The organism is Nocardia sp. NPDC050630 (assembly GCF_044457245.1).
GTDB lineage: Bacteria > Actinomycetota > Actinomycetes > Mycobacteriales > Mycobacteriaceae > Nocardia.
On record NZ_JBITGN010000007.1, the window covers coordinates 316,028 to 340,673 of the forward strand.

27 protein-coding genes and 2 pseudogenes are annotated in these 24,646 nt (G+C 65.1%); 12 read left to right on the top strand and 17 right to left on the bottom strand.

Annotation, left to right across the window (positions count from 1 at the left end):
- Entirely contained in the window at nt 1-1,173 is a 1,173-nt protein-coding gene (locus tag ACIBG0_RS20715) for a spirocyclase AveC family protein (protein WP_397034641.1), read from the bottom strand.
- 213 nt (nt 1,174-1,386) lie between these two features.
- Here ACIBG0_RS20715 and ACIBG0_RS20720 point away from each other — a divergent pair, with 213 nt between their 5' ends.
- On the top strand, nt 1,387-1,989 hold the full coding sequence (locus ACIBG0_RS20720; protein ID WP_397034566.1) for a TetR/AcrR family transcriptional regulator: 603 nt from the start codon (nt 1,387-1,389) through the stop codon (nt 1,987-1,989).
- A gap of 180 nt (nt 1,990-2,169) precedes the next feature.
- Here ACIBG0_RS20720 and ACIBG0_RS20725 read toward each other — a convergent pair whose 3' ends face one another.
- From ACIBG0_RS20725 to ACIBG0_RS20735, 3 genes are read right to left on the bottom strand one after another with little or no spacing between them, the layout of a single operon-like run.
- Complete coding sequence (locus ACIBG0_RS20725) at nt 2,170-2,928, bottom strand: SDR family NAD(P)-dependent oxidoreductase (protein ID WP_397034567.1); 759 nt, start codon at nt 2,926-2,928, stop codon at nt 2,170-2,172.
- A 37-nt stretch (nt 2,929-2,965) separates the two neighbouring features.
- A complete protein-coding gene (locus ACIBG0_RS20730; RefSeq protein ID WP_397034568.1) occupies nt 2,966-3,739 on the bottom strand; it encodes an enoyl-CoA hydratase/isomerase family protein in 774 nt (257 codons plus the stop codon).
- On the bottom strand, nt 3,736-5,355 hold the full coding sequence (locus ACIBG0_RS20735; RefSeq protein ID WP_397034569.1) for an AMP-binding protein: 1,620 nt from the start codon (nt 5,353-5,355) through the stop codon (nt 3,736-3,738). The genes ACIBG0_RS20730 and ACIBG0_RS20735 overlap by 4 nt, the downstream gene beginning before the upstream one ends.
- Nucleotides 5,356-5,476: 121 nt before the next feature.
- Between ACIBG0_RS20735 and ACIBG0_RS20740 the strand changes: the two genes are divergently transcribed.
- Nucleotides 5,477-6,103, top strand: a complete 627-nt coding sequence (locus tag ACIBG0_RS20740) for a TetR/AcrR family transcriptional regulator (protein WP_397034570.1) — start codon at nt 5,477-5,479, stop codon at nt 6,101-6,103.
- A gap of 186 nt (nt 6,104-6,289) precedes the next feature.
- Here the strand turns inward: ACIBG0_RS20740 and ACIBG0_RS20745 are convergent, their stop codons facing one another.
- From ACIBG0_RS20745 to ACIBG0_RS20760, 4 genes are all read right to left on the bottom strand, one after another.
- A complete protein-coding gene (locus ACIBG0_RS20745; protein ID WP_397034571.1) occupies nt 6,290-6,958 on the bottom strand; it encodes a CocE/NonD family hydrolase in 669 nt (222 codons plus the stop codon).
- Complete coding sequence (locus tag ACIBG0_RS20750; protein ID WP_397034572.1) at nt 6,934-7,224, bottom strand: CocE/NonD family hydrolase; 291 nt, start codon at nt 7,222-7,224, stop codon at nt 6,934-6,936. Before ACIBG0_RS20750 ends, ACIBG0_RS20745 begins: the two co-directional genes overlap by 25 nt.
- A gap of 360 nt (nt 7,225-7,584) precedes the next feature.
- Nucleotides 7,585-8,301 (bottom strand): NADPH-dependent F420 reductase, encoded by a 717-nt coding sequence (locus ACIBG0_RS20755; RefSeq protein WP_397034573.1) that lies wholly within the window; start codon nt 8,299-8,301, stop codon nt 7,585-7,587.
- Nucleotides 8,302-8,551: 250 nt separating this feature from the next.
- Entirely contained in the window at nt 8,552-9,373 is an 822-nt protein-coding gene (locus ACIBG0_RS20760) for an SDR family NAD(P)-dependent oxidoreductase (RefSeq protein ID WP_397034574.1), read from the bottom strand.
- Nucleotides 9,374-9,470: 97 nt separating this feature from the next.
- On the opposite strand from ACIBG0_RS20760, the gene ACIBG0_RS20765 reads away from it, so the two are divergent.
- Nucleotides 9,471-10,085, top strand: a complete 615-nt coding sequence (locus ACIBG0_RS20765) for a TetR family transcriptional regulator (protein ID WP_397034575.1) — start codon at nt 9,471-9,473, stop codon at nt 10,083-10,085.
- Nucleotides 10,086-10,191: 106 nt separating this feature from the next.
- Here ACIBG0_RS20765 and ACIBG0_RS20770 read toward each other — a convergent pair whose 3' ends face one another.
- The 4 genes from ACIBG0_RS20770 to ACIBG0_RS20785 are packed head-to-tail and all read right to left on the bottom strand — an operon-like array spanning nt 10,192 to nt 12,614.
- Complete coding sequence (locus ACIBG0_RS20770; RefSeq protein WP_397034576.1) at nt 10,192-10,494, bottom strand: cytochrome C oxidase subunit IV family protein; 303 nt, start codon at nt 10,492-10,494, stop codon at nt 10,192-10,194.
- A gap of 4 nt (nt 10,495-10,498) precedes the next feature.
- Complete coding sequence (locus tag ACIBG0_RS20775) at nt 10,499-11,107, bottom strand: cytochrome c oxidase subunit 3 (protein ID WP_397034577.1); 609 nt, start codon at nt 11,105-11,107, stop codon at nt 10,499-10,501.
- Nucleotides 11,104-11,865 (bottom strand): hypothetical protein, encoded by a 762-nt coding sequence (locus ACIBG0_RS20780; protein WP_397034642.1) that lies wholly within the window; start codon nt 11,863-11,865, stop codon nt 11,104-11,106. The genes ACIBG0_RS20775 and ACIBG0_RS20780 overlap by 4 nt, the downstream gene beginning before the upstream one ends.
- Nucleotides 11,866-11,870: 5 nt before the next feature.
- Nucleotides 11,871-12,614 carry a hypothetical protein gene (locus ACIBG0_RS20785; RefSeq protein ID WP_397034578.1) on the bottom strand — a complete coding sequence of 248 codons (744 nt, stop codon included), beginning with the start codon at nt 12,612-12,614 and terminating at the stop codon, nt 11,871-11,873.
- A gap of 247 nt (nt 12,615-12,861) precedes the next feature.
- Between ACIBG0_RS20785 and ACIBG0_RS20790 the strand changes: the two genes are divergently transcribed.
- Nucleotides 12,862-13,440, top strand: coding sequence for a TetR/AcrR family transcriptional regulator (locus tag ACIBG0_RS20790; protein ID WP_397034579.1), 579 nt, complete (start codon nt 12,862-12,864; stop codon nt 13,438-13,440).
- On the opposite strand, the gene ACIBG0_RS20795 is transcribed toward ACIBG0_RS20790, so the two are convergent.
- A complete protein-coding gene (locus tag ACIBG0_RS20795; protein WP_397034643.1) occupies nt 13,394-14,068 on the bottom strand; it encodes a M14 family zinc carboxypeptidase in 675 nt (224 codons plus the stop codon). The two genes, ACIBG0_RS20790 and ACIBG0_RS20795, sit on opposite strands and share 47 nt — an antisense overlap.
- On the opposite strand from ACIBG0_RS20795, the pseudogene ACIBG0_RS20800 reads away from it, so the two are divergent.
- Nucleotides 14,034-14,366 (top strand): annotated as a pseudogene (locus ACIBG0_RS20800) (ATP-binding protein); the annotation flags it as partial. The gene ACIBG0_RS20795 and the pseudogene ACIBG0_RS20800 sit on opposite strands and share 35 nt — an antisense overlap.
- A gap of 145 nt (nt 14,367-14,511) precedes the next feature.
- Here the strand turns inward: ACIBG0_RS20800 and ACIBG0_RS20805 are convergent.
- Complete coding sequence (locus tag ACIBG0_RS20805) at nt 14,512-15,492, bottom strand: hypothetical protein (protein ID WP_397034580.1); 981 nt, start codon at nt 15,490-15,492, stop codon at nt 14,512-14,514.
- Between the two features lie 343 nt (nt 15,493-15,835).
- A complete protein-coding gene (locus tag ACIBG0_RS20810) occupies nt 15,836-17,176 on the bottom strand; it encodes a lipase family protein (RefSeq protein ID WP_397034581.1) in 1,341 nt (446 codons plus the stop codon).
- Between the two features lie 467 nt (nt 17,177-17,643).
- On the opposite strand from ACIBG0_RS20810, the gene ACIBG0_RS20815 reads away from it, so the two are divergent.
- Complete coding sequence (locus ACIBG0_RS20815) at nt 17,644-18,198, top strand: hypothetical protein (RefSeq protein ID WP_397034645.1); 555 nt, start codon at nt 17,644-17,646, stop codon at nt 18,196-18,198.
- A 222-nt stretch (nt 18,199-18,420) separates the two neighbouring features.
- Here ACIBG0_RS20815 and ACIBG0_RS20820 read toward each other — a convergent pair.
- Nucleotides 18,421-18,660, bottom strand: a pseudogene (locus ACIBG0_RS20820) (cupin domain-containing protein); the annotation flags it as partial.
- A 25-nt stretch (nt 18,661-18,685) separates the two neighbouring features.
- The gene (locus ACIBG0_RS20825) at nt 18,686-19,615 is read right to left on the bottom strand and encodes a helix-turn-helix transcriptional regulator (protein WP_397034582.1); all 930 of its coding nucleotides are present in this window, start codon (nt 19,613-19,615) and stop codon (nt 18,686-18,688) included.
- Nucleotides 19,616-19,782: 167 nt separating this feature from the next.
- On the opposite strand from ACIBG0_RS20825, the gene ACIBG0_RS20830 reads away from it, so the two are divergent.
- From ACIBG0_RS20830 to ACIBG0_RS20855, 6 genes are all read left to right on the top strand, one after another.
- Nucleotides 19,783-21,033: an MFS transporter gene (locus ACIBG0_RS20830; RefSeq protein ID WP_397034583.1), complete on the top strand. Its 1,251-nt coding sequence runs from the start codon at nt 19,783-19,785 to the stop codon at nt 21,031-21,033.
- Nucleotides 21,034-21,036: 3 nt separating this feature from the next.
- A complete protein-coding gene (locus tag ACIBG0_RS20835) occupies nt 21,037-21,327 on the top strand; it encodes a cyclophilin-like fold protein (RefSeq protein ID WP_397034584.1) in 291 nt (96 codons plus the stop codon).
- A gap of 30 nt (nt 21,328-21,357) precedes the next feature.
- Nucleotides 21,358-22,383, top strand: coding sequence for a zinc-dependent alcohol dehydrogenase family protein (locus ACIBG0_RS20840; protein WP_397034585.1), 1,026 nt, complete (start codon nt 21,358-21,360; stop codon nt 22,381-22,383).
- A gap of 33 nt (nt 22,384-22,416) precedes the next feature.
- Nucleotides 22,417-23,535, top strand: coding sequence for an alpha/beta hydrolase (locus ACIBG0_RS20845; protein WP_397034586.1), 1,119 nt, complete (start codon nt 22,417-22,419; stop codon nt 23,533-23,535).
- 154 nt (nt 23,536-23,689) lie between these two features.
- Entirely contained in the window at nt 23,690-24,037 is a 348-nt protein-coding gene (locus tag ACIBG0_RS20850; protein WP_397034587.1) for a hypothetical protein, read from the top strand.
- A gap of 4 nt (nt 24,038-24,041) precedes the next feature.
- The gene (locus tag ACIBG0_RS20855) at nt 24,042-24,593 is read left to right on the top strand and encodes a flavoprotein (protein ID WP_397034588.1); all 552 of its coding nucleotides are present in this window, start codon (nt 24,042-24,044) and stop codon (nt 24,591-24,593) included.
- Nucleotides 24,594-24,646: the final 53 nt, after the last annotated feature.

A 24,646-nucleotide genomic window follows, 5' to 3' on the forward strand; every position in this document is an offset into this window, starting at 1 on the left:
CTAATTTCCTCGCTCGAATGGAACGACTTCCGGAAGCTCTGCGCCATCAGGGAGAACGAGCCGGCCTTCCGGATTGATGTAGCCGGTGTTCTTGCCGGGGATCGGCAGAACAGGATCAGGACAGAGCCGCCCTGTCCCTTCACCGCAGATGCCCATGTCGAAGTACGAACGCTTCTGGACGTCCTCGGGCCAGGGATCGGCGTGCATGGCGAACCACTGCGCGGGCAGGTTGTAGAACACGAAGAAGAACAGACTGCACGCCGCGAAAATGGCCAGGAAACGCGTAGCCTGCTGCTTCACGGCCCCGCCCTGGATCCGTTCCAGTCCTCGTTCGACGAAGGTCCGGCCACGATCGTCGGTGTAATAACGCAGCGCGCACAGACCTGCCTGGACACCTCCCCACATGAGTCCTTCATAGATCGGCCATTGGTAGTAGGTGCCGGCATTGATCGACAGGGATCGAATTGCGCCGGGGTAGGTGAAAAGTCCCATCGGCATCAGGAAGAGGCCCTCGATGACGAGATCGAAGAAGAACGTCCACACGATCAGAACGCCGATCAATCCGAAGTTGCTGATATTCGGCCACTTCGACTTCGCACGGCGCATGATCCAACATCCGAGGATCGTGCACAGCAGAACTCCGTAGGAATAACCCGCCGCATTCATCAACAATGGTTCGGCCATCATCTGGCCCGGTTCGGCATACGAGCGCCAACCCGGAATGTGGGCCACCCACGACCCCCGATTGAACATCCAGGTGTTGTAGGTACTCCACGTGTTGAAGTAGTTCAGGAGCGGATCCTGGAAGAACAGCAGACCGCAGGCGACCAGGAGCATGCCGTCGAGCGTGATCCGCCGCTCACGCCGCCAGGGCCTGATGATGAAGTAGTAGACGCCGATCGGCCAGCCGACCAGGATCACGGCCGTCCACGTGATGAGGATCGTCTTCATCCACGTCGGCGGGTCACTGGGCCCTGTGGGCACCCGGACGAAAAATGGTCCCGACACCCAGCGGATCCACACATACACCTGGAACGCCAGGATCAAGCCCCCGACGATCGCCCAGATCTGGACGGGCTTGCTCGTGGACTGAGTTTTGGCACCCAATGATGCGACTCCGCCGATCTCCTCGGTGACGGTGGCCGCCTTCTTCCTGTCCAACGGCCCCCTCATCGCGCAGCCTCCTTCGGGATCGCCGTTGTCCAACCCATGCGGATCCGCTCGAAGAGCGGACACCTTTCAGCTATCACCTCGGTGTCGGCGTATCTGTCTGTCGTCGATGAGGCAGTCATCGTCGCCCTCCATCAGTAGCTTGTCGTCCGAAAATATACCAGTAAGAATCTAAGCGTCGGAATAGTTTCTTAGATTCATGGCATACTCGCTGACATGGCTGAGCGATGGACGAGGGAGCGACGACTCGAGCGCACCCGGTCGCTCCTGCTGGATGCCGCGCAAGAGGTGTTTGCCGAAAAAGGGTTCACGGCGGCAACCCTCGATGACATCGCTCATGCGGCGGGCTACACCAAAGGCGCCATATACAAGCACTTCCCCACGAAGGAAGAACTCTTCCTAGCGGTGAGCGACCGGTACTGGCAGCGCTACTTCGATACATTCACCGACCTGCTATCGGCAGCAAGCCAGGTGGGAGCGCACGAACTCGACCAAGTCGCCCAGCGGTGGCGCCAACTCGCTGAAGACCGCGGTGCCGAGTCCGCCGCGCTGGGCTACGAATTCACTCTGTACCTGTTGCGCAACCCCGAGGCCCGGGAGCGGGTCGCAACCAAACGAGTCGAGGTCGCCGAAGCCCTGGCACGATTCATCGTCGAGGGCCTCGATCGAATCGGCGCGACCCTGCTGATTCCCCCACTGACGTTCGCCCGCGTGCTCATCGCCACCACCGACTCGGTCGCGCTGGGAACCCAACTCGATGACGTCGACCTCTACAGACCTACCCTCGAAATGTACATGTCGGCAATCAAACTGCCCTGACCCTCCGACATACACCATGACGGCGACCGACGAGCCAGATCGAGAACCCGCGTGATGGTCTCGCGAGACCGGTTCCGGCAGGAAGCCGCGGCAGCTCCACCGGTCTGCCAGCAGCCGGGTCATGAAGGTCATCATCGGCCAGGCAATCGGAGTGTGAAACGCCGCTGCGGTCGGTTTCCGCTAGCGGATCGATGAGCCGATACCCAAGCCTCCGTCGATGTCGAGTACTACTCCGCTGACGTATCCGGCGGCCGGTGAGCACAGGTAGGCGGCGGCCTCGGCGATGTCTTGGGGCTGTCCGGTCTTGCGTTGGGGCACTTTGGCGATCAGCTTTTCGCGGGCCGCGGTGTTCATCGAAGCGAGCATGGGTGTTTCGATGAGGCCGGGGGCGATGGCATTGGCGGTAATGCCCTGGCGGGCGGTTTCGAGTGCGAGGGTGCGGGTGAGTCCGACGATGCCCGCCTTGGCGGCGACGTAGTTGGCTTGGCCGAAGTTGCCGCGCCAGCTCATCGAGGAGAACGAGACGATCCGGCCGTAGTTGCGTGATCGCATGTGCGGCAACACCGCTCGGGCGCAGAAGAACGCGCCCGAAAGGGAGACATCCAATACCGAGTGCCAGTCGGTGTCGTCGATGTCCTCGATCCGGTTGTCGCGGATGATTCCGGCGTTGTTGACCAGGACATCGATACGGCCGTGCGCACGGACGACGGCTTCGATCCAGGCGTTGACATCTTCCGAGGAGGTGACGTCGACCGGATGGGCCAGGCAGGTGCGTCCGAATTCCTTTTCCAGGCGGTCAGCGAGGTCGCGGGCAGCGACGTCGTTGACGTCGCCGATGGCTACGACCGCCCCTTCGGCCGCGAATCGCTCGGCCATACCCGCGCCGAGCCCTTGGGCTCCGCCGGTCACGAGGACGACTTGATCGGTGTAGCGGTTCATTGCACTCCCAGGAATGTGATAGTGGCTCGGCATGCCTTCAGGCCGATCGGCGTTGCAGGAATGCGGTCAGCGAGGCCGGTACGTCGTTGGTGTTCCAGTGCTGTTCGAAGTCGGCGAGTTCTCGGGCCAGTCCTTGGCTTTCGTCCATGGTGGTCAGGGTGTGCAGGAGGGCCTTGAACGCGGTTTGGGCCGGGCCGCCGGCTTCGGCCAGTTCCATCGCGGCGGCTCGTGCGCAGGCCTGCACTTCCTCGGCGGGCACCACCGCGTGCAGCCAGCCGGTGGTGGCAAGCCGCTGGGCGGGGACCAGTTGTCCAGTCAGGGCCAGCCACCGTGCCGTGGAGTCGCCGATTTTGCGGGGCAGTCGCACGCTCGAGCCCGCGGCCGGGAGCAGGTTGTTGCGGATGTGCCCGTCGCCGATCAGTGTCGTGTCGGCGGCGACGACCACGTCACAGGCCAGTGCCAGCTCCAGACCACCGGCCACAGCGTGGCCGTGCAAGGCGGCCACCACCGGTAGGCGGCTGGTCTCGAGCCGAGTGACCACGGCCGAGACCCGGCGCAGAAACTGCGTCGGCCCACCCGGGGTATCGGCCAGGCTCAGAAAGTACCGCAGGTCGGCGCCAGCGCAGAAGCTCTTGCCCGCTCCGGCGAGGACAAGGCACCGGGTGTGCGGATCTTGTTCGGCCTCGGTCACCGCGGCAGCCAGAGCATCGATCAGCTCGGGGTCCAATGCGTTGCGGTGGTGGGGGCGGTTGAGTGTCAGGGTGCGGATCGAACCGGTACGGGTGACCAGGACCGGTGCGGGCAGGTTCATCGGGCACCCGCGCCCAGGCCGGCGTCCTCGCGGCGCCGCTGCCGCAGCTGTGCGCGCTGGATCTTGCCGCTCGGCGTCTTGGGCAGGCTCGGCACGAAATGGATACGCCGCGGGTAGGCATGCGCGGCGTAGTTCTTCTTGACCCATTGCTGTAGCTGCTGGACGAGATCGTCGGAGACGGCGGCGCCGGGCGCGAGGACCACGAACGCCTCCACGACCTCGCCGCGCACCTCATCGGGAGCAGCGACCACTGCGGCTTCGCTGATAGCGGGGTGCCGCAGGAGCGTGTATTCGATATCGAACGGGTCGATGCGGTAGCCGGCCATGATGATGACGTCGTCGTCGCGCGCGGAGAACCGGACGATTCCGTCGGCGTCGATCGAGGCGATGTCACCGGTCAGGAAATAGGCGCCCCCGGCGCGGAATCGGTCGCTGCCGTGCCCTCCGACATAGCCGCGGAAGGTCATCAACGGACTGCCCGCGACCACGATCGCCAGCCGCCCGGTCTGACCTGACTCGACCGGTGCGTCGTCGTCCTCGCCCAGGACGGTGATCTCCCAGCCCGGCAGCGAAGTTCCCATCGCACCGGCCAGCACCGGCCGTCGCAGGCTGGGGTGGTGTGGGAAACCGATCGGCATGCCGAGTTCGGTCTGGCCGTAGTGATCGTGCACCTCGAGCCCGAGCGCGTCGCGGGCCCAGTCGTTGACCTCCGGGGTCAGCGGCTCCCCCGCGCTCGACAACCGGCGCAGCGCGAGCCCCTGGGGAACTGGCAGGCCGGAAGCGCGCAGGCCGCGGTAGACCGTGGGCGCAGCGGCATAATCGGTGACCGCGCGATCCTTCAACACCGTCCAGGTGTCGGCGGCCGAGAATCCGCCGCGCAGCAGCAGCGTCGGCACACCGGCCGCCAGGGGAGCCACGATCGCGGTATAGAGCCCATACGCCCATCCCGGGTCGGCGCCGCACCAGAACACGCTGTCGGGCCCGACGCCAAGACCGAACTCGAGGTAGCTCCGCCACCCGGCGGCATAGCGCACCGGATGCACCACCCCCTTGGGTTTGCCGGTGGTACCGGAGGTGAACATGTGCACCAGCGCACCGTCTCCACCGACCGGCGTTGAGCCGATGCCTTGCCACGAGGCCGCGACAAGGCGGGCGCTCAACCTGTCGGGGGAATCGGTACCAGCGACGATCAGCGTCCAGTCACCTGCGGGCACTTTCGCCCGGTGATCCTCATCGACCACGACGAGCCTGACCTCGGCGTCGGTGAGGCGCGACCGGATCGCATCCTCGGCGAACGCGGTGAACAACGGCACGTAGACCGCGCCCAAGCGCCAAATACCGAGCACGACCGCGACCAATTCGGCGCTCTTGCCCATCACGGTCGCGACTCGATCCCCGCGCCCCACACCGGCCGCGGACAGAACCGCGGCCGCTCGTCGTGACGCTTCGGCGAGCTCGCCGTAGGTGTATTCGATCGCGGCCAAGTGCTCGTCGACGATCATCAGCGCTCGAGCCGATGCCGGATGACGGTCGCACAGCAACCAGGCCACATCCGCATCCGGCGTCCCGTATTGTTCGAGGAACTCACCGACACGTATTGCATAGTCAGGACTCACTACCGCTCCAGTTGGGTACGTTAAGCAGTTCAATAGTACCCAAAAGAGTACTGTAGGAATGGTGACGGATAAAGCCCGCTGCTCGCAGCTGCCCGAGGATGGGTGTGAAACACTTGATCTCATGCCTCGTACGGCCTCGGCGCGTCAAACGACGGTCAACACTCCCCGTAAGCGACGCGTTGATGTGGCGCGGCGTGACGACCTGCTGCGTCAGGTCCAGGAGATCTTTCTCAGCGAGGGTTTCACCACCATCACCATCGGCGAGCTCACCGAGCGCCTGCATTGCTCCAAGGCCACCCTCTACAGCGTCGCCGCGACCAAAGAACAGCTGGTGGTACTGGCGACCAAACAGTTCTTCGGCGAATCGGCCGAACTCATCGAAGCCCATGTGGCCACCCGGACCGACCCGCAGGCCAAGATCCTCGCGTACCTCGGCGGTATCGCGAATGCCATGCGACGCAACTCGAATGCCTTCTACCAGGACATGGTCGCTTTCGCTCCCACCGCCGAGATCTACGCGCGCAACACCGCCCGCGCGGCCGAACGCGTCCATGAACTGATCGACGATGGGATACGGACAGGTCGTTTCCGCGCCACCGACGGCCGGTTCGCCTCCCAACTCGTCGCACTCGCCATCGAGGGAGTCCAGTCCGGCGTCCTGCTCGAGCGCACCGGCCTGTCGGCCGGGGACGCCTTCAACGAACTGGCGTCCCTACTGTTGAACGGGTTACTCCACAGCCCTGACTGACCCGTTGCCGTGCACGGTCTGCCGGCGTGGGTGCTCTCGCCGATCAACCCCGGCGCTGGCGGGGTCGTGAGCGGCGCGATAGCGGGCGCGATAGCGGCCGAGTCGCAACACGAGACCGTAGCCACGCCGACTCGGTCCCGTGTGCCGCGAAGGTCTGGGCTGACCGCAGACCTTCGCGGCGGCATTCTAGGTGGCCGGGATCACCGGCAGGATCAGCCGGGAGGGCCGCGCGGAGTCGTGGAAGATCTTCTGGCGGGCGACACGGTGCTCGATGGCCACGGTCGGATCCTCTCCGGTGTTGAGGTTGCGGTCCCAGCGCGGGAAGTTGCTGGAGGTGACCTGGACCCGGAGCCGATGCCCTGCCTTGATCACGATGCTGGTCGACCACAGGTCGATCTCGTGCTCGTCGGCGCGTCCGGGCTCGGTGGTGACGCGGGTGATGCCGTCGACGATGTTGAGCGAGATTCCTCGTTCGTCGACCTCGCACAGCCGCACGACCCAGTCCGTAGCGGGCCCGTCGGTCGCGGCGAACAGGGTCGCGGTGACCCGGCCGGTGATCTCGAGGTTCTCGGAGAGCGGGTAGCTGGTGAACACCAGCACATCCGCACGGGACTCCACTGCCTGCTGGTCGAGGGCTCCGGGGCGGAAATCGCTCGCCATGATGAGCGCGCCGCCCGTGGTCGGCACAGGGTCGGCGGGATCGTAGACGTAGGACGAAGGCGCCTCGTTCTCCGCCGGGGCAGAAGTCGACAGATGACCGCCGGGATGAAGGAAGAACTCGGTGTCGCGGGCACGGGCGCGGGGCCATTGCGGCTCGTGTCGCCACTGATTCAGGCCCATGACGAAGATGTCCACGCGATGGCCGCGGCCCATTGGGTGTTGCCGGTGTAGCTTGCACCGAACATTCCCACATTGCCGTTGCTACCGGGCAGCGCAGCGGCCCACTCGATGGTGTCGTAACCGTCTTGGTGCTCATACGCCCACGGCAGCCACTCGCCGTCGGAAGCGAACCTTCCTCGCGTGTCCTGCTGCACCACGATGTAACCGCGCCGAACAGCTTTGAGCGTGTCGAGCTGGGCGGTCCCCTGCGGCGAAGCCTTGTCGTAGGGGGTGCGCTGCACGAGAACCGGTCACGGCCCCGCACCGACGGGCCGGTAGACGTCGGCCCGCAGAATCACCCCGTCACGCATGGGTACGGACACGTCGAACTCGATAGCCACTTGACTCATTGGATCCTCACTGATCACTCGGACGCTCCATCACGACAGCCCGAAAGAAACTTAACTGGGTACCAGCGTATTCGATATAGTACCCATCGTGACCAGACCCACACCCTTACGCAACTCATCATGAGTAGCGGGGGTCATTGCGCCATGAGCCTACGAGTGCGAGGGTTCAGCTACCGGTCCACATGAGGGTCATCGCGCGTTTGGGGTGACACTCCTCCGTCGGGTTCTCCGGCGGACGGCTCGTTGCGAACTTCAGAAGGTGCGCTCGGCTACCTTCACCCGTTCGCTCGCCTGCAACGCGGCGCGCAGTTCGTCGGCCGACAGCGGTGCGGCCGGAGCTTCGAGTATGCGATCGACCGGCACGCTGGGGTCGGCAAGGTAGATCCTGGTGTACGCACCGGCCACGGGCTCGAAACGCCAAGTCTCACTTGGTGTTCCGGCGTCGACGGTATCGAATCCGAGCCGGTCGATCAGTTCTGCCGCCCGAGTCTTCGCCCCTTGGTCCACGCCCGCGATGGGTAGAGCGCTGCGGTCCGGCGCCCCGGCTGGGCGGGCGAGCTGCGGGATATGGTGGGCCAGGATGTTGTTGAATGCCTTGACCAGCAGGGCGCCCGGCAAGAGCTGCTGGGCCAATTCAGCCGTGGTCATCTTTTCGGCGTCGAGTTCGTCGATCCGACCGTCGCGGTGAGGATAGTAGTTGCCGGTATCCAGCACGGTCCTGCCCCGCAGTAGTTCAGCAGGCAGAGAACTGTACGCGGTCAGCGGGATGCTGAGCAGGATTGTCTCCCCGGCTTTGGCAGCCTGCTCCACGGTGCCTGCCGTGGCTCGCGAACCCAGTTCCTCGACGAGATCGGCCAGACTCTGCGGCCCCCGCGAATTGGCGATCACGACATCGATGTCCGCCGCGACCGCCAGCCGCGCGACCGCGGACCCAATATTTCCGCTTCCGATGATTCCCAGTGTCGGCATCGCATTTCCTCTTCCTTCATTCAGAGCCATACGCTCGTGGGCGGATAGGCCACCGGGCAGACGCTAAGACGTGACATCACTGCCAGGGGCAAGTCATTGACGCGTGAGGTGCGTCAAGGCAGACGAACTCGTCGACCGCCTAAGAGTTTCATCATCCTTTTGTCCTTGCTGCCGGTCGAGTTGCAGGTCTAGCGGGCAGTGCTCGAGGTGGACGGCCCGCCCGGCACCGGAAGCGTCGGACGGAGGCCGGTCAGGCTGGGCCGACCTCGGCCGCGGCGGACACCTCGGCCCACTCCTGCCAGCCCTTGACCCGGTCGGCGTAGAGCTGCGGGACCACCTGGAGAGGGAAGGTGCCGAAGAAGATCCGGGACGGTGGGTTGTCGGCGTCGACGACCTTCAGCAGCGCGGGGCCGACGCCCGCCGGGTCGGGATTCGGGAGGGTGGCGAAGCTGGCGTTGACCGCCTGCCGGAAGTCGTCGTAGGCGGACAGCGGTGCGGAATAGGCGGAGGACGTGTTGAACTCGGTGCCGAAGGGGCCGGGCTCGATGACAGTGACCTTGATGCCGAAGGCCGCGACTTCCTGGGCGAGGGAGTCGGAGAGTACCTCGACGGCTGCCTTGGTGGCGCTGTAGCCGCCCGTGGTGGGGTAGGCGGCGAGGCCGATCAGGCTGGAGACGTTGATGATGTGGCCGCTGCCCTGCGCGCGAAGGTAGGGCAGTGCCGCCTGGACGACCCACAGGGTGCCGAACAGGTTCGTCTCGAACTGGGCGCGGACGTCGTGCTCGGTCAGTTCTTCGACCATGCCGAACAGCCCGTAGCCGGCGTTGTTGACGACGACGTCCAGGCGTCCGAAGTGCTCGTGGGCACGCTGGACGGACTCCGTCACGGCGGTTTTGTCCGTGACGTCCAGGGGCAGCGGCAGTATCGCGTCGCCATGGGCGGCGACCAGGTCTGCCAGTGCGTCGGTATTGCGGGCGGTCGCTGCGACCTTGTCGCCGCGCGATAGCGCGGCCTCGGTGAACCGGCGGCCAAGGCCGCGCGAGGAACCAGTGATGAACCAGATCTTGCTCATAGAAAGCACTCCTCAAAGGGAAACGAAGACAACATAAGAGACCATATACCAATATGGGACTGAGTACCATATAGGGTCTGTGTACTACACTCATGGCATGGCTGAGACATCCAGGACCATGGCCTCCACGCTGCGGGAGCGGACACGAGCCGCGATGCGCGATGAGGTCAGCGAGGTCGCGTTCCGGCTGTTCTCCGAGCAGGGCTTCGACAACACGACGGTCGAACAGATCGCCGCCGAGGCGGGCTTGTCGCGCACCACCTTCTTCCGGTACTTCGGCACCAAGGAGGAGCTCGTCCTCGGCAGGATGGGTGCGTTCGGCCATAAGATGGCCGCCGCGCTCGCCGCCCGGCCCGCCGACGAGCGGTCGTGGGAAGCATTGCGCCGCTCGTTCGACGTGATCACCGAGTCGAATACCGACGAGCCTCAGCCATTTCTGAACCTGATGCGGTTGCTCGACGACGCCTGCGGCCTGATGACCCGTCAGTGGGAAAAGACGCAGGGCTGGCAGAGCCTCCTTGTGCCGGAAATCTCCCGCCGGCTCGGCGGTGACCCGGATTCCACGAATGACCTGCGCGCCCAGGCCCTTGTGGCGTCGGCGATTTCATGCCTCGACGCCGCAACCGACGCCTGGAAGGCAGCCGACGGGACCACTCCGTTGTCCGAACTCCTCGACCAAGCCATGGGCGTACTGGTCGAGCCGACGGCATAGCCACAGGGCGAGGCCCCCTTGACCGACCCGCATGCGGCGCGTTGTCGCTTCATCCAACGGCGGCTGTGGGCTGTTCCGTGGAATCGCCGAGACGGGCAGCCACTATTCAGTAGAGGTATATGGCGAGCATGGTTGTCCAGATGACGGCCAGCCAAGTGTCGGTGGCGATTTTCAGCCAGGTCGCGGCGTGTCGTATTTCCATGAAGTAGCGGATGATCAGGCGGCATTTGATCAGTCCGAGGACAACGACAGCGATGATGAGTCCGGTGTCGAGCCTGGTGGTGTCGGCGTGGCCGGGGGCGAGTTGCCAGGCGAGAAGGGTGATCGCGGTGAGTGCGATCCATGCGTAGATGATGATGCGTTTGCTGTGTCGGATTCGTGTTTTGTCGGTGGCGGTTCGGGTCGTCATTGGGTTACCTCATGAGGTAGATGATGGCGAAGATGACGACCCAGACCAGATCGATCATGTGCCAGAACAGGGCGCCTTGTTCGACGATGCTCACGCGTTGTCTGCGGGGGTTGCGTAGCTCTTGGACGACGATTCCGAGGATGAGCATGCCGAGTAGTAGGTGTGCGAGGTGGATGCCGGTGAGGACGTAGTAGAAGCTGAAGAATTCGTTGGCGACGGTATAGCCGTTGGTTAGCTCGTGGTGCCATTCATAGATTTTCAGGGCGATGAATACCAGTCCGCATGCGCCTGCGGCGAATACAAGTCGTCGTGCTGTCCGGATTGCTCCCTGTCTGGTCGAGATGACGGCCAGGGCGACGAACATGGAGCTGGTGAGCAGCACGACGGTGTTGGTGACACCGATGCCGATGTCGAGGTGTCGCTGGGCGGTGGAGAACTCTTGGGCCGATCTCGCGCGGAAGACCATGTAGACGACGAAGTAGCAGCCGAAGAAGAACAGGTCGCCCAGGATCATCACCCACATGTCGATATCGCCCGGTATGTGTCGTGCGCGTTCGGCTTCGGCCGAGAGTGGTTCGGTCTCCGGGGAGATGCCTCGATCGGAGATGGTCATCGCGTGGCCTCGACGGGGTAGAGGGGTGGAGTATGTGTTCTCTCGGCTTTTGTGGCGTTGCGCAGGATTGGTAGCAGGCACACGACCCACAGTCCGAAGACGACTACCGCGATGTAGAAGGTGATCATTCCGTTCCAGGAGAACGCCCCGGAGCGGAAGACCCACATCTGGGTGGCGAGGACTTCGGTGACGATCTGCCAGATGGAGATGTAGGCGAACCATTTGGGGAAGATGTGGTTCCGGTCGTAGAGGATCGCGATCGCCAGCACGGTGTAGGCAGCGGTGAAGCAGCCCAGGGATCCGTTGTAGGACAGCATGCCCAGGTCGTAGAGCAGGTGTTGGATCCCGGGATCGCGGTCGGGGCGGAAAGTCGCGGTGAGCCAGCAGATGAGCAGCACATGGAACCCAGGGATTGCGCCGACTCCCATTCCAGCGATGTAGGCGTAGGCCAGCAGCGATCCCGAGGACATGCGTTTCATGAAGTAGCCGATGATGCCGTTGGAGACCGCCGCTCCGCCCGCGAGGACCAGTAGCACCGCGAAACCGGCCTGGATTCCCCACTGATGCTTGTCGAACCACTGCGCCACTTGCAGATCGGTCACGTCCGGGCGCGGTGGTGGTGTTGCCCTGCCGAAGAATACGACCCCTACCGACAGGGCGGTGTAGAAGGCGGCGAACAGCCAGTAGGTGATCCAGACATCGAGCCCCGCTCCGCTTTTCGAGGTGGCGCTTCTCGCTGCACCAGCGGTGTTGGTCACGGCGGTCACGACGCGATCCCCTCCTGCTGGCTCTGGCGTCGGAGCGCGGATCGCACGAGGAAGAACATCACCGCGACGAACAGAGCCAAGGCGCCGTTGCGGAGCCAGAACGACACGAAGCCGTCCCACGCCAGCGGCCCGTCCCGGAACACCGCGGCACCGGCCGAAGGGGCCATGGCAAGCGCTGTCAGCAGCGAGTAGGGCGAGACCCATTTCGGGAAGACCGGTTGCGGTTGTTCATCGAAATACACTGCCAGAGCGAGCAATACGAACTGGGCGACCAGCATGCCGATCGGCGCGATGAAGATGATCCAGGCGAGGTCGTTGAGTACCTGAACCAGTTCCGCGCCCCGGTCGGGGCGGAAAGCGGCGACGGCGAAGAAGATGTTCGACAACGCGAACAAGGTCACTCCGGCGACGATCGCGGTGAGGTAGGAGAAGGCGAAGATGTGGCTCTGGCCCCTCATGCGCAGCATCTGACCCATGATCAGCACGAAGAACGGCACGATCATGACCCCGCACAGGTTGAAACCGACCATGCTGAATCGGATCAGCGGTGTGTTGTCGGCGTAGAACTGCGCTACCTCCGTCGCTGTCATGTTCGGCGACATCGGTGGGAAAAAGCCGGGAAACGCGACGAACAGCGCGAGCAGCACCAGGGCGACCACCGGGGTCGACCACAGGATCACCTGTTGGGCTCTCAGATTCGTGGCAGTCGATTGCTCCTCGTCCTCGGTGAGTGTCTGCATGTCGTTGACTCCCGTCGGATGAATGGGTTGTCGAGATCGGACCGGCCACCGTGCGGCGACGCTGGCCGACGATTGCGCCGCTGGGGCTCATGGGCAGCAGCATCGCAAGTTTTCTGACTATGGTCAATAATTGTCGTTCGCTAGAATCCTTGCTATGGCGACAGATTCACGCAGCCCAAGAAGTGACGATCGTCAGAAAAGGGCGACGCCGCTGCGGGCTCGATCCCATGCCAGCCGGGAAGCGATCATGCAAGCGGCCATGGCGTTGTGGCGCACCAAAGGTTTCGCCGAGACCACGGTCACCGACATCTGCAAAGCCGCCGGTGTGTCGAAAGCGCTGTTTTACGTGTACTTCTCACGCCGAGAGGACGTACTCCTCGCAGTGGAGGTGTTCACCATGCGCGACGCGCATCTGGCCGCCGAAGCTGTCTTCTCGGGCCCTTACGAACTGGTCGACGTGATCACCGCGGTCATCGGCACCCTCGAACAGCGTGCCCGCCACTACCCTCCAGAGTTGGTCTTCGAAGCGGTCTTGGAAACCTACCGACTCGAACGACAGGCCCTCGCCGAGGGCGCCACCCAGGCCGACATCGCCTACCTGTTTCTCGAACCCTTCCGACAAGCCCACCGCGATGGCCGCATCGCCGCCGAGGTCGATGTCGTGCGCACGGCCCGCATCGCGCAGATGCTGGTGGCCGACGGTATCCGCTGCTGGGCGGCCGCAGGCTTCGATGACCCCGCGCTCACCGAAACCCTCGCCGCCGAAATCAGCACCCTGCTCACGGCGGCCCCCACCACCATTCGCGTGTTGAGCTCGGGCGCATAGCCGGGCTGCAGCTCCGCAGCCGCGGCGCGCTCCACCGCCTTGGGAGTAACCCCGGATGCCAGCGGGCGACGGCGGCGAACGCGTGCTGCGGCGGCGAGTTGGGAATGGTGAACTGTCGGCTGAACACGAAGTCGGTGAACGAGCCGGTCGCCGGGTAAACGGCAGCGGCGATGCCGCCGACGCCGTAGGTGCGGCCGGTTGCGGCCGCGATTTTGCCCTGCATGGACTTTGCGATCTGGTCATGCTTGCCCAGCAGGCGCGCCGGCGACGTATTGGGGAAGAACTCGGAGTAGGTGTCACCCAGGGTGCCGTCGCCTTTGCCGTCGAACGCCGTCTTCTGAAATGTCTGGGCGGAGTTGCTGCCGCTTCGCTCGATACCCCAGGGATGCATGATCTTCAGTAGGGCTGAGTGCAGGTCCACGCTGAAGGTGACCGGCCGGTGGTCGAGCAGCCAGATCAGGTTCTTCACCTCCGGCTCGTTCAGCGGATGATGCTGATCCGGCGTAGGTTTCGGTTTGCCGATAAACGTGACATCGGCGGGATTCTTCGACCCGGAGAGTTTGCCGGTGGCCAAAAAGGCCGGGCTGTAAGTCGTTGCGGGATTCGATTTCGACGCCAACACCAACATCGACCCAGCAGTGATCTCCACCCTCGCCAAGTGCGACTGGATCCGCAAAGGGATGCCGCTGTGCTTGATCGGCGACTCCGGTACCGGCAAATCGCATCTGCTGATCGCGCTGGGCACCGAAGCGGCCATGCAGGGATTCCGGGTGAAATACATCCTGGCATCGAAACTGGTCAACGAACTCGTCGAAGCCGCCGACGACCGACAGCTGTCCAAGACCATCGCCCGCTATGAGCGGGTGGATCTGATCTGTCTCGACGAACTCGGCTGTATGGAACTCGACAAGCGCGGTGCGGAACTGTGCAGCGCGGAATTGCCTGCGACCGCTCGATAAGCGGCTATGAGCGTGCATGCTAGGCCGCAATGAGCGACGGTGCAGTCCGACGCTCAGGTCTGCCCTCGGGGTGACGGATGAACAGACGGTCGGCAGGCGCGAGTGGAGGTGGTCAAGCATCGCGGGAGTGCTGTCTCGGTGCAGCCCGCCGGCGGCCGTCGCGTCTAGGCGGGCACACCAGGGCTGGCCAGCGTGGCGTGTGGCGCACTTGCGAGCGCGCCGTGGCAGTCATGCCGGGTGTCGCCCATCGGGTGAGGTGGTCCCATGCCGAGGCCATGTCGGGTTCCAGGATGAACAGCCGGCCATCGCAGCGGGCGAGTTGCGTTTCGTATCGGTCGTTGTGGAACTCCAGCTGCCAACCCGGCCACAGCCGCGGCCAGTCGGAGCGCAGACCGGCAAGTTCGCGAATGGTCCACACCATCGCATGCCGCGCACCCAAGTCCAAGTGCAGTCCACTGGTGGGTGGATATGGCAGCTCGGTCACCAGACCGGTGGGGGGCAGTGCGGTCGCCAGCGTCGCACCGATCCCGAAGGCGGAGTTTTCGTCGTTGTACAGGTGGTACGCCCGCAACGGCGCACCAGGCTCGACAGCATGCGTAACGAGCAGGGAGTCACCCGGATTGTCCGATTCAGGGTCGACGTAGACCGGTGACCTGTCGTACCAAGGCTCGCTTAATGTTGGCCCTGGACCGTAGTTGTCACCGCGGTACCGATCTCCGAGATACCGCACAATGTCGTCCATACCTTCGTAGGCCCATTGGAGCTCCCATCCCGGCCATGCTTGTGCAAGCAACGCATAGTATGCGGCGCGGTAGGCATACTGCAGCTCGAATGTACTCGGAGTCAGCACGCCCTCGAACCACGACATGCCCAACTCCCCGTACAGCGCGAGCACCCGATGCCGCACATCGATCAGCACCACGGCTTCGCACCAGGGGTCGAAGTCCTCGACCGACTCCTCTGCCCGAGCCCACTGAATTGTGTTGTCCGGCCCCACAAGCAGGATCTGACCTATATGCCCGGCAGCGTGCGACCCGCAGTACATCGTCGCTGTAGGTCCGTCGACAATCACGAAGTCGGCGGGGTCTCTCACCCATCTGATGATATGGGATCTATGCCACACCAGCACAAGGCAATTCACGATAATCGGCTATGAGCGCATGTCGAGTTGTCATGCACTCAGAAGGCTGCCCACGCGCGACGAGAACGTAAGTTCAGACGCCGGTCCAGGCTGGTGCGGGGGTGGTCGTAGTGCATGGCGGTGCGGCGTGGCGAGCGGCGATCTGGACGTCCACGGGCAACTGATCCCACTGCGCACACGAAGCGCCGCATCCAAGTCGGGCTGGTGTCGAGGCATCCGGCCATGCCCGCTGCACCGGAAGGCGTGTGCTCTGATCCGGCGCCTGCGCCGAGTCAGAACACACGCACACACCGAGTCAGTCGATAGTGCAGCCGGCGACCGGTTTGTCGGCGAGCCGATCGAGCAGGTACGTGATCGCGTTATCGGGTCCGAATCCGTCGATGATCTCGGGTCCGAAATGGTTGGGGATTGTTGCGCCGGAGAAGATCGGCGGCAGATCGTTGGTGCGGAAGGTGACCGCCGCCCCCTTCGCGCACCATTCCTCGGCCAGCCGACGAGCCTGCCCGTACGGCACCGTGTCGTCATTGAGGCCGCTGGTGATCAGAACCGGCGTCCTCGGGGTCAGACTGCCGACATGCATGTCGGCCAACGCGGGCGCCGCTTCCGGAATCGCGTCGAGATGCTCTGTCAGCGAACGGCCATCGATAGTCAGCGTGCTCGTTTTCAGGAAGGGCTGACCGGTGATGACATCCCCGATGCATTCGGTGCTCAGCGTCTCGAGCATGGCGCGTCCAGCGGGGCTGGTCACTCGGTCGACCGCTTTGTGCAGTTCGGGATAGCGAGCGAGCAGTCCGTTGATCGCGAAGCCGATGGCGCCACCGATAAGTGCGCCGTCGATGCGCTGCAGGATCGCGGCCAGGTCGGCGACCGGCCCACCTGCCCAGGTGCCCTTGAGGTTCAGCTCCGGCGCATAGTCCGGTTGCATCTCCGCCGCCCCCGCTGTCGCGCCCCCGCCCTGGGAGTAACCCCAAAACACCACCGGGGTCTCCGGTCCGACACCGCCCAGGTGCTGCGCAGCGCGGGCGCCGTCGAGGATGGCGTGAGCGCCTTCGATCCGGTTGGCGAACGTGTGCATACCCGGTGTCCCGAGTCCGATGTAGTCGGTCACCAGGACACGTGCGCCGAGAGAACTCCACACCGCGGCCGACGGCGCTTCCTGATTCGCCGACAGCGACACCGACGGATCGGCGGTGATGGTCACGCCGGTCGAGAACGCCACCGACATCGCGCAGTGATCGGCCTGACCGGCAGTCCCGGGACCGATCACCACGGTCGGGCGCGGACCCGAGCCGCGCCACGGGTTGGTCGGCTCCACATAGGTGCCGGTCACCGCGGCCGGGGAACCATCCTGGTATCGCGTGGTGTACATGACGCGCTGGGCCCGAACCAGCCACCCTGTAGCACCGGGAGGAGCCGCGAACACGGCCATCGGCTCTGTCTTGATCACCGCGCCCGGCTCCGACGAGAACTGCTCGGGCGGAGTGTAGAACGCGCTCACCGGCGCTGCCACCGCCTGCGGCGCGCTCGTTTCCGCCCCTGCCACCACAGTCCCGCAGACCACCGCCGCCACCAGCGCCAGCCGTCCGATGTGTGTAGACAATCCCAGCGCGGGACGCCGCCAACCGTGCTGCTGCATCAATAACCCTCTTCAACTCCCACCCTGGCGCCGTCGCCAGAGTGCCCTAGGCCGCATAACACTCGACGGAATGAGACCCGCCACAGCTGCGCGCTACGGGACAGTAACATAGTTACCGAACACTCCACAGCACGCCAGATCGGCGAGGCGGCCGTAGTCCAACACGTCCCGACTGCTGCCGTTCGGCTACGCCACCGGTCTCTGCGTCAAAGGTATTGCGGCGTGCGCGGAATCGACTGTCGAGTGCGCTGTCTGGTGGTGCCGATCGCTGCAAGGTGGTGACCGGCACTGTGTTTCACTGCTGGGCGGCGTCCGAGCGGTCGCGGCGTCAGTCGGGTTGCTGCCCGATGTTTGGAGTCGGCGACTGCGGAGGCGGAGCCGAGTTCGCGTCCGGCGCGGCGTTGCGCCCAGGACAGCACCGGCATGATCACCAAACTGCTCGCGGCCAAACTTATTCCGATCGGTGAATGCGCGGCGTCGCCGAGACCGAGCAGCCCGCTCGACCTTGGTTGAAATGGTTGGATACGGGGATGGACGGCGGCCACCTGGAATCGGGTCTTTCCAAAAGCGTCTGGACCGACGCCGACTTCTCGGAGATGGGCTGGCACGACGCCACCATCCACGGCCTGTGTGTACAGCCGACCGACGGCGTCCTGCCGCGGCTTCTCCTCGATCTCGACTACATCGTCCGCTGGGTCCATCCGGTCCCACCGGCGACATATTTCTCCTTCTGGATGGCCCCGGCCACGCTCGTCTTCGAAGACGTTTGGGACCTCGAGGGGGACCTCGATTTCAAGGGCACGACCCCGGACCTGGAGATCGATGACCTGCACCGACTGGTACCCGACGATCGACGCGAGGACCTTCCGCTCTGGCACATCGAAGGTCATGCGTTCGATCTGAAGTTCCGCGCAACCGGTTACCACCAATACTTCCGAAAGGCCCCGACACTCGCTTCTCGACATGCGCTCTCTCACGCAGAACGGGGTGGGTGCACCTTCGCCGAGGTCGGCTTTTGCTGACCGCCGATTCGGCCGGTTTCGTTCGTCAGCGGCCGGTTGTGGGAGCCGTAGCGCAACGGGGCTCTGTTTACCGGTGCTGTTGAGCGGTGAGGTAGTCCTCGTCGGTGACGTGTTCGAGCCAGGCACGTCGTCGCCCTCCCAGAGGGCGAGGTGAGTCATGAAGGTGTCGGAGATTGCGCCGTGCCAGTGTTCCTCGCCCGGTGGGGTCCAGACCGTGTCGCCGGGGCGCATGGGGATGGCGTGTCCGTCGCGGGTGACGACCAAGCCGGTGCCTTCGGTGACGTGCAGGGTTTGGCCGAGACCGTGGCTGTGCCATGCGGTGCGTGCGCAGGGGGCGAAGCGGACCGTATTGAGCCGGGCACGGCGGGGGTTCTCGCCGCGGAAGAGCGTGTCGAACCACACCTGGCCGGTGAACATCTGCGCTGGTCCGTGGGTGGTGGGTGTGCGGGGGACGAGTTCCATGATCGGGTGCCTTTCCAGTAGTCGGTCAGCTAGCGGGTTCTCCGCCGGTCGTGGTGGCGGGCTGATCGGCGGGCACGGACAGGTGAATGTTGGTGGCGGCCCAGGTACCGAGCAGGGTCATCGCATCAGCCGATGGGGTGGCCGGTTGCACGGTGTAGAAGTTGACGACCAGGCCCGGATCGGCGGGCAGCGGCATCGTTTCGTAGCCGATGCTGATGTCTCCGACGACGGGGTGGTGGAAGGATTTGGTGCCGGTGTAGTGCAGGCGCACATTGTGTTTGGCCCACCGGACCCGGAATTCCTCGCTGCGGGTGGACAGTTCACCGACCAGGTCCGAGATGCCGCGGTCGTAGGGGTCACGTCCGGCGTCGGTGCGCAGCAGGTTGACCGAACTGTCGGCCATGTGGTCCCAGTCGGGGTAGAAGTCGTGGGCGCGGGGATCCAGGAAGCAGAAGCGCACGAAATTGACCGGCTTGGACACATCCGGTGCTAGCGGGTCGCGGTACAGGGGGCTGTAGAAGGCGTAGCCGAGCGGGTTGGCCGCGACCAGGTCGTGGCGGGCGTTTCGGATGAAGGCGGGCCCACTGTAGGTGTCGAGCAGGTTCTGCACGCCCGGCCGGACCGTCTTCGTGGCGCGGCGTGGGCGTCGTTGTGGGCTGATCAGGGCGTTGCGGTGCAGGTCGAACAGGTGTGAGCGTTCGGCGTCGTCGAGTTCCAGCGCGCGGGCGATGGCGTCGAGCACCGACTCGGAGACGCTGTTGACCTTGCCGCGTTCGATTTGGGTGTAGTAGTCCACCGACAACCCGGCCAGTGTGGCGACTTCCTGGCGGCGCAGGCCCGGGACGCGGCGCTTGGCCGCATCGTAGACCGGCAGCCCGACCCGGTCGGGGGTGATCTTGGCGCGGCGTGAGGCCAGAAACTGGCCGATTTCGGCGGCGCGGTTGCTCGACTCCATGGTGATCGAGGCTAGGCCCGTGTCCTGCATGTTTGCCAGGTGCTGTGAGGAGGGTGTTGCCAGCACCCCTCTGATCTGCACCTCCCACAATCGCGCTGCGCCGCGTTGCATGGATCGCGGAGCCGATAGCTCCGAGTCCCGCAATTATTCGACATCGACGAGGTGAGATGAGCACACCGACCTTCAACCGCCCGAGCACCCGGTTGCCTGTGCTGGTGTACGTGCTGGCCTCCGGGATCTTCCTGATGGGCACGACCGAGTTCATGATCGCCGGCCTGTTGCCCGATGTTGCCGCCGATCTCGGGGTCGACATCGCCGGCGCCGGGATGCTGGTCACCGCGTTCGCGGTCGGGATGATCATCGGCCCGCCGGTCATGGCGCTGGCCACCCTGCGGCTGCCCGCCCGGGCCACACTGGTCGGTGCGTTGGTGGTGTTCGCGGCTGGGCACGCGGTGGCCGCGATCAGCGACTCGTTCACCGTCGTCACCGTCTCCCGGGTGGTGACGGCGCTGGCGACTGGCACATTCTGGGCCACCGGCGCGGTCGTCGCGGCGGCGGCCGCGGGACCGGGAGCGAGCGCTCGGGCGCTGGCGGTGATGTCGGGCGGGTTGAGCCTGGCGGTCGTCGCCGGCGTGCCGTTGGGCACCTTCGCCGGGCAGCTCACCGGATGGCGTGGTCCATTCTGGATCCTGGCCGCACTGGCTGTCCCCGCGATCGTCGCCGTGCTGCGCTTTGCCCCTGCGACCTCCCACCGCGTCACGGGCGAGGTGTCGGTGCGCGCCGAGGTCGCCGCGGTACGTCCGTGGCGGGTGTGGGCGGTGCTGGCGGCGATCACCCTGGCCCAGGCCGGGTTCCTCGGCGCCTACAGCTTCATCAGCCCTCTGCTGACCGACCGCGCTGGCATCCCCACCGCGCTGGTCCCGCTGGTATTGGTCGGATTCGGCATCGGCGCGCTGGCCGGGACCGCGCTGGGCGGGCGGCTCGGTGACCGGTGGCCGCTGGGCACTCTCTGCACCGCGATCGCCGCCACGTCGATCCTGCTGATCGTTCTCGCTGCGACGGCGAGCCACGCGACGGTCGTCGTTGCCCTGGTCGTCGTGCTAGGTGCGTCGGGTTTGGGGGCGAATCCGGTTCTGATCGCCCAGACCATCCGGCTCGCCGGGCGCGGCTCCCGGCTGTCGTCTTCCCTCGCGACCGCGGCGTTCAACCTCGGCACCGCTGCCGGTTCGGCACTGGCCGCGACCACGCTGTCCACCGCGCTCGGTGTGACCGGGCCCACGGTGCTGGGTGCGGCGATCACCGCGACCGCGCTGGTCCCGATCACTGTCCTCGCCGCGAACCGAACTGGTCCGCGCGGCGACAACGCGCCGACGCCACCTGGCCAGCAGCCGCAGCGGGTCCTGACCGGAGTGAGCTGAGCCATGCGGCGGGAGAAGGCCGGGACGCTGCCGCGTGAACTCACCGACGGGCAGGGCCAATCCGGTTACCGCGCCGGGCAACTCGGCTACTGGGCACCCAGCCGAGACCTGGCCGTCTACTACCGCGAAGACGCCTTCCGCATCCCCAATCCCGGGATCGTGATGATCGGCGAGATCGAGAGCGGTCTCGACGCGATCACCGCCGCCAACGCCGGTACCACCCTCACCATCACCGCCGCTTCCTACGTCGTCGGCGTCGCACTGCCCGTCGACGGCGGCTACACCGCCCGCTGAACCACCCTGAATCCGAGAGAGGACACACCCATGCGTGGAGTAGTCATGTACGCCCCCGGCGACGTTCGCGTCGTCGACCGCGAAGACCCCAAGATCGTCGAACCCACCGACGCGATCATCCGGCTCACCGCCACCTGCATCTGCGGCTCGGACCTGTGGCCCTTCCGTGGGGTCGAACCGGTCGATCACACCCTCATGGGGCACGAATACGTCGGTGTCGTCGAAGAAATCGGTGCCGACGTGCGCACCCTGAAGGTCGGTGACTTCGTCGTCGGTTCCTTCGTGATCTCCGACAACACCTGCGAGATCTGCCGCGCCGGATTCCAATCCCGCTGTGTGCACGCATCATTCGTGGCCGGCACCATCGGCACCCAGTCCGAACTCGCGCGCATCCCCTACGCCGACGGCACCCTGGTCGCCACCCCCGCGATGCCCGAACCCGACCTGATCCCGTCCCTCCTAGCCGCCTCCGATGTGCTGGGCACCGGCTGGTTCGCCGCGGACGCCGCCACAGCCGGACCCGGCAAGACCATCGCGGTGGTCGGCGACGGCGCGGTCGGGCTGATGGGTGTGCTCGCCGCGAAACAGCTCGGTGCCGAACGGATCATCGCGATGTCGCGCCACGCCGACCGCCAGGCCCTGGCGCGCGAATTCGGCGCGACCGACATCGTCGAGACACGCGGCGACGAGGGTGTGGCCGCGATCAAGGATCTCACCAACGGTCTCGGCGCGCACGGTGTCATCGAAGCGGTCGGCACCCAGGAATCGATGATGCAGGCCATCAACTCCGCGCGCCCTGGTGGACACATCGGCTACGTCGGCGTCGCCCACGAAGGCGTCGCCCTGCCCGCCGACCAGCTGTTCTTCGCCGAAGTCCACCTCCTCGGCGGCCCCGCCCCCGTCCGCCGGTTCCTACCTGACCTCATCGACCGCATCTGCAACCGAATCATCAACCCCGGCAAGGTCTTCGACCTCACCCTCCCCCTCGACAATGCCGCCGAAGGTTACCAGGCGATGAACGAACGCCGCGCGATCAAAACCCTGCTCACCCTCTGACCATCGACAAATTTCTGCACCAGGAGCACCACGATGACCACCACGACTGTCCGGCGACGTCCTCGCCGCTGGGCCCGCATCGCCGGAGCCGGCGCCGCCACCCTCGCTGTTCTGGCCGCCTCGGCGTGCTCCGGCGCCGACACCACGACCTCTGCCGCGCCCGTGACACCGATGGCCTCGGGTGACCTCTCGCGCGGCGCGGACAACTTCTACACCAGCGACCAGGTCACCATGCAACCGGTCACCTTCAAGAACCAGTACCGGATGGACGTCACCGGGAACCTGTTCATCCCCAAGAACCTCGCCCGAGGCACCCGTGCCGCCGCCATGGTGGTCGGGCACCCGATGGGCGCGGTCAAAGAGCAGAGCGCCAACCTCTACGCCACGAAGATGGCCGAACAGGGCTTCGTCACCCTCGCCCTGGACCTGGCCTTCTGGGGCGGCAGCGACGGTGAACCCCGCAACGCCGTCGCCCCCGACATCTACACCGAAACCTTCAACGCCGGCGTCGACTACCTCCGCACTCTGGACACCGTCGATCCCGAACGCATCGGCGCACTCGGCATCTGCGGCAGCGGCAGCTTCGTCATCTCCGCCGCCAAGATCGACCCCCGCATCAAAGCCGTCGCCACCGTCAGCATGTACGACATGGGCGCGGCCAACCGCAACGGGCTGGGCCACTCCGTCACCCCCGAACAGCGCCAGGCAATTCTCGCCCGAGCCGCCGCGCAACGTGATGTCGAATTCAGCGGTGGCCCCACCGAGTACACCGGCGGCACCGTTCACGAACTGACCGCCGCATCGACCCCGATCGAGCGCGAGTTCTACGACTTCTACCGCACTCAGCGCGGCGCGGTCGTCCCCGAGGGCGCCACCCCGGACACGACGACCCACCCGACGCTGTCGAGCAACGTCAAGTTCATGAACTTCTACCCGTTCAACGACATCGAGACCATCTCCCCCCGCCCGATGCTGTTCATCACCGGCGAGAACGCCCACTCCCGCGAATTCAGCGAAGAGGCCTACCGTCTCGCCGGTGACCGCAAGGAACTGGTCATCGTGCCCGGTGCCGGTCACGTCGACCTCTACGACCGCACCGACCTGATCCCCTTCGACAAGCTGACCAGCTTCTTCACTCAGAACCTGCCCTGACCAGCACTCGTTAACCGGGTGGGTCCGGCGTGTGATGGCACGCCGGACCCAGCCGTATCCGCGAGCGCAGCAACCAAGACTCGCCGATGCCGACCTGGGGGACATCAATCCTGCGCGATCCCACATTCGGGCCGCGAACCTCCAGCTGTGGCGCATGTCCGCGGCGATGGAACAGCGCGAACCTGGCCACGTTCTCGAATTGGCGTTGTCCCTGGAGTCGGCGGCTAGCCGCACGGCGCAGTACTTTGTCGAAGTCGGACGGGCCCACGCACTACAACGCGGCTATCGACATTGCCTGAATACACTGCTGCGCGCAGAACATATTGTCCCGCAGCATGTTCCAAGCATGAACATCGTCCGCGAGCTGGTCGGGCACATGACGGGTAGGTCCCGCCGCGACCTGACAACCGACGACCCGGACCGCCTTGCTCAACGGATCGGCGCCGTCCCAGGCATAGCCACCCCGCACGCAGCCGCCATTGCGGGCAGGCTGACACGATGAAGCGATGAACGACGAGGGAAAGCCCGTCCTGTACGCCATCGTCACCGGATCGCCGGCCGCTCACGAGGTGGGCACGCTAGTCGAGTTGGCCCAAGCCGAGGGGTGGGATGTATGCGTCATCGCATCCCCCTACGGCCTTCGATTCATCGACGCCGACGCCCTGGCCGCGAAGACGGGACACACCGTGCGCAGCCAATACAAAGACCCCGGCACGCCCGACGTGCTCCCACCCGCCGATGCCATGATCGCCGCACCCATCACCGCCAATTCGTTGGCCAAATGGGCGGCCGGAATTTCCGACACCCTCGTACTCGGCCTGCTCGTAGAGGCTGTCGGCAAGCGGCTGCCCGTCGTTGCTGTGCCGTTCTCCAATCGAGCTCACCTCGGCTTTCCCGCAATCCAGGACGCGATCGCGAAGTTGTCCCGATGGGGCGTGACCATGGTCATCAGCCAGCCCCACGAGCCAGGGAACGGCGTTAACCAGATCCCGCTCTTCCCATGGAAATCAGCCTGGCAGGCTCTGCTGGATCACCCGAGGAACTCACTCACGAGCTAGCCCGCCGTCTCCAATCCCTCGGACACAGGGCCTCAGGCTGTTATCGCCGCGAC